Origin of the sequence: Nitrosopumilus sp. b1 (genome assembly GCF_014078545.1) — an archaeon.
GTDB lineage: Archaea > Thermoproteota > Nitrososphaeria > Nitrososphaerales > Nitrosopumilaceae > PXYB01.
The window spans coordinates 1-3,970 of record NZ_MU078744.1 but is presented as its reverse complement, the minus strand read 5'-3'; the positions used below and the strand labels follow the sequence as shown (position 1 = coordinate 3,970).

Here is a 3,970-nt window from a genome sequence, read left to right as displayed (position 1 = left end):
AGACTTTACAGTAAATCACGTAATTGAAGACATTGAAAAGCTAAACCGCAAGGCAGTAAATCCGGAGCTAGACGTTACTGCAGTATCAGTTCACGCATGTGCATACATCCCAGGATATACCATTCTTAGAAGCGGCGGAAGCTTTGGCATCAATTACGGCCCCATAGTCACATCAAAAAAAGATATGAGCCTAGATGAGATAAAAAATTCAAAGATTGCAATTCCAGGCAAGATGACGTCAGCGTTTTTGCTTTTACAGCTAATGATTGGCAAGTTTGATCATGTAGAGATGAACTTTTCAGATATTCCAAAGGCAGTTAGTGACGGTACAGTCGATGCAGGCCTTGTAATTCATGAGACCCAATTATCATATGAGCAAGAAGGAAATCAAAAAATTGCTGACGTTGGTGAGTGGTGGCACAAAGAGACAGGAGGATTACCTGTACCACTTGGAATTAATGTAATGAAGACCAGTTTTGGAATGGATACAATTCACAAGTTTGACCAGTATCTTCAAAGCTCAATTGAATTTGCAAGAGAAAATCTCTCAGATGGAATCGATTATGCAATGCAGTATTCACGTGGCAAACCACGAGACCTAATTGAAAAGTTTGTGCAAATGTATGTCAATGACGTAACAGTAAACATGGGAAAACCTGGAGAGCAGTCAATTAGAAAATTATTTGAGATGGCAAAGGAAAAACAGTTAGTCCCAGACTTTGAGCTAAGTATCGCACCCTAGTTTAGTGCAACGGCTTCGTATTGTCCAAGTGAATCATTCCAGACTATATCATAGTCACCGCTTTCTACATGCTCAATTCTAATTGCAGTAATGTCATCATCAAACTGCTTTTGTAAATCTTTTAGCGCATCTTCTTTCTCATCTAGAATTTCATCTTTGAGTGAATCAAGTGCTTTTCTAATGTCTATTAGCTGGTCGCTGAGCTCCTTGTTAGTCATAGTACTGTTTGACTGGAAATTAGATATTGCATCTTTTTCAGCCTGCTTTGATGCAGACTCTGCATCTGAATACATCTTGTCATACTTTGCTTTTAGTTCAAGATAGCCCTCTTCTAGCTCATCATTTAATGTCTGAAGCTGCAAGTTTATCTCTAAAATCAAATCAGATACTGGCTCTGCTATCTCACCTGATAAAACATAATCATCAATTTGTGGGGTTTCAGCAATCTCCTCATCAATCCATTTTTCTGCAGTTCCACTAGTTACACAAGAGTATCTCTGAGTGGACACAACATACACCATATCAAATCCAGGAGCACACTGAGTTAGCGGAGTGTTTGTGTTGTCTTCTGCAATTGATGCAATCTGTTTTCCTAAAATTTCACCCATTCCATGTCGAATCCACATCTCTGCAGTATCATATGTAACACAAACATAATCATCTGATTGGAATCGATGCACTACAGTGAATCCATCTCTGCATTGTGTGTTGGGTGTTGTGGTTCCAAAGTCTTCGTATGAGAACTTGTCATCCAAATTTGCAGCATAGTATGCAGGATCTGCACGATAATCAGTATAGTACTGACTTAATGATTCAAACGATTGAGAATTGTGAATGAATTTTCCTTGTGTATCAAATAGAATTTGTTGTTTGTAGTATGCCAATCCATGTTTTACATTAAACTGCGCATTAGCTTCGATTAGCTCAATTCGTTTGGTTTCAGCTGCCTCCAAGTATGCAGCACGTGCTTCTCGCAGGCTACCACCATCTGCAATTACTTTTTTGAGTGCATCACGCCCTGCCTTTACTTTCATCTCTTTGAATTCAAATGAATCCCAGAACACTCCCTGAACTTGTGCAGGCTTGCCATCAACGAATCGCTCAAATGCAGCTTGTGAAGTATAGTTTGCCCAAAGTGCTTCCCAGTCTGCCAAGTCTTGATTTAATCTATCTAATGCAACTGCGCGCTTTTCTTCAAGCTCCTTTTGGGCCTGAGTCTTTTCATAATCTCGTTTTTCCAAATCAGCAATCCATTGTTTTGTTAATTCAATTTTTTTTAGAATATCTTGCGCTATTGGATCATTTGCCAAATCCCCAGAAAGAGTTGTCTGCTCACTTATCTCTTGGGCAAACGCATAGCCTATAGGAATTAAAAATATTGCAAATATGACTCCAAGCAATTGTCTCATTTGTAACGAATTTCTTGAAAAATTCTATTTAAGGAAAACGTATCAATAATACTCTAATTAGCTAAAAAATATCAAAATTCATGAAGAATCAGGCCACTCACATCTCACCTGCAGAGTGGTTTGAGCTAAATCAGGTTCTAATGGAATTAAAAAAAGTAAGTGCACCAACAATCTCAGTATACTATACATTTGGAAAAGGCCAAGAATCAATCTCAATATTACAGCAAAAAAAGCGTACTCCTCAACTAGAAAAGATTGAAGATAAAATAATTCAAAGAATTAATCACCTCAAAAAAAACCCATCATCTGTTGGAAAGACAGCAAAGACACTTTGCATCTTTGGCTGGATTAAAAACAACAAGATACACGTCAGAGAAATTGGCACATCAAAAAAACTTCCATACATCTACATGGCTGGGAAAAAACCATACATCAAACCATTTTCAGATATTCTAAAGACAAATCATAGTGTCATGCTTGTAATTTTAGATCAAAAGACTGCAAGAATTCAAAAAATTCATGGAAGTCAAGTTGTAGATGATGCTAGTCTGAAAATTGATCTTCAGGGAAGGCACAAAAAAGGAGGTCAGAGTCAAGGAAGATTTCTTAGGGCAAGGCAAACAAAAATTCATGTATTTTTCAAAAAGATTGCAACCAGATTGCGCAACATGGATGAAGATTCAGAACTTTTGCTCCTAGGAGGTCCAGGAAATGCAAAAAACGAATTTTTTGATGAGATAGATTCACGTCTAAGAGAAAAGTGCAGGTTTGTAAATGATATCTCATTTTCTACTGGAAAGTCTGCCATACATGAAAAGATAATCAAACATCTTTACCAGTATAGAAAAAATCACATGCAGCAAATTATTGCAAAGTATGAGGAGCTAGTAAAGGATGGATTAACTGCAAAGAAAAATGATGTAATCTACAAGGCATTAGAGCGTGGCGCAGTAGATACCTTAATTGTCTCATCAGAGTATCATACTGATTCACAATTCAAAAAAATTCTACCAATGCTTGAGATGGCAAAAAACACATCAGCTAAAATAGAATTTGCATCAGCACCCAAAATAATTGAAAAACTAAAAATCCATGACTCTGTCTTGGCGATTCTTCGATACAAAATAAAATAATCGCATATTCCTTTTATGATAAACTAGTTTTTCAAATGTCAATGGGCTCAAAAATCAATTGCCAGTGTACTGAATGCAATTGCAATGAAAATTTTGAGATAGTTGAAACTGAAGAGTTGATAAATTTAATCCAGCATGGCAGACTAAATCAAGAACAGATTGCTTTTTTGAAGACCAGAGTAGGAAGTAGAATCTGCAAGTATTGTTTTACTGGAAAACACCGTCAATAGGCTTAAGTTTAGAATTCAAGCAAGTAAATTCATGAACTTCAAATGTATTTTCCCCAATTGCAACTACAAGAAAAATGACATTGAAGAAGAAGACTTCCTAAAGCACCTAAAAGAAGAACATCAAGAAGAAATGCTAGAGGCATCAAAGAAAGAAAACATTCCAATCAATATGGTTGAGATGATGAGTGTATCAAACTCACGGGTATTCATTAATTCTTAGCTCAAAGAATATTCTATTCTAGTGCACGAACAGAGGAAGGAATGTATTTGCGACCATTCTTTACAACATGGATTGTCTCCATTAGTTTGTGCATATCAAATGGTTTGAAGATAATTCCATCAACGTCGGTTTCAAATAATTTCTTTTGAGTAGTACCACTAGTTGCTGCAGTAACAAAGATTACTTTGGCTTTAGGATCTAGTTCCTTTATTTTCTCTAGTGCATAAAATCCGTCA

General features: G+C 36.5%; 5 protein-coding genes. 3 read left to right on the top strand and 2 right to left on the bottom strand.

Annotated features, from left to right (window positions below; all coding sequences use genetic code 11):
* The coding region (locus tag C6988_RS09970; RefSeq protein ID WP_182135164.1) for a menaquinone biosynthesis family protein at positions 1-742 on the top strand (742 nt) is incomplete at its 5' end.
* Here C6988_RS09970 and C6988_RS09965 read toward each other — a convergent pair.
* On the bottom strand, positions 739-2,151 hold the full coding sequence (locus tag C6988_RS09965) for a hypothetical protein (protein ID WP_182135162.1): 1,413 nt from the start codon (positions 2,149-2,151) through the stop codon (positions 739-741). The genes C6988_RS09970 and C6988_RS09965 overlap by 4 nt on opposite strands.
* A gap of 80 nt (positions 2,152-2,231) precedes the next feature.
* On the opposite strand from C6988_RS09965, the gene C6988_RS09960 reads away from it, so the two are divergent.
* Together C6988_RS09960 and C6988_RS09955 are read left to right on the top strand one after the other, a co-directional pair.
* Entirely contained in the window at positions 2,232-3,284 is a 1,053-nt protein-coding gene (locus tag C6988_RS09960) for a baeRF10 domain-containing protein (protein WP_182135160.1), read from the top strand.
* Positions 3,285-3,545: 261 nt separating this feature from the next.
* Positions 3,546-3,734, top strand: a complete 189-nt coding sequence (locus tag C6988_RS09955; RefSeq protein ID WP_182135158.1) for a hypothetical protein — start codon at positions 3,546-3,548, stop codon at positions 3,732-3,734.
* Positions 3,735-3,747: 13 nt separating this feature from the next.
* On the opposite strand, the gene C6988_RS09950 is transcribed toward C6988_RS09955, so the two are convergent.
* Positions 3,748-3,970, bottom strand: a 223-nt coding sequence (locus tag C6988_RS09950; protein ID WP_182135156.1) for a response regulator, incomplete at its 5' end; no start/stop codon positions are given.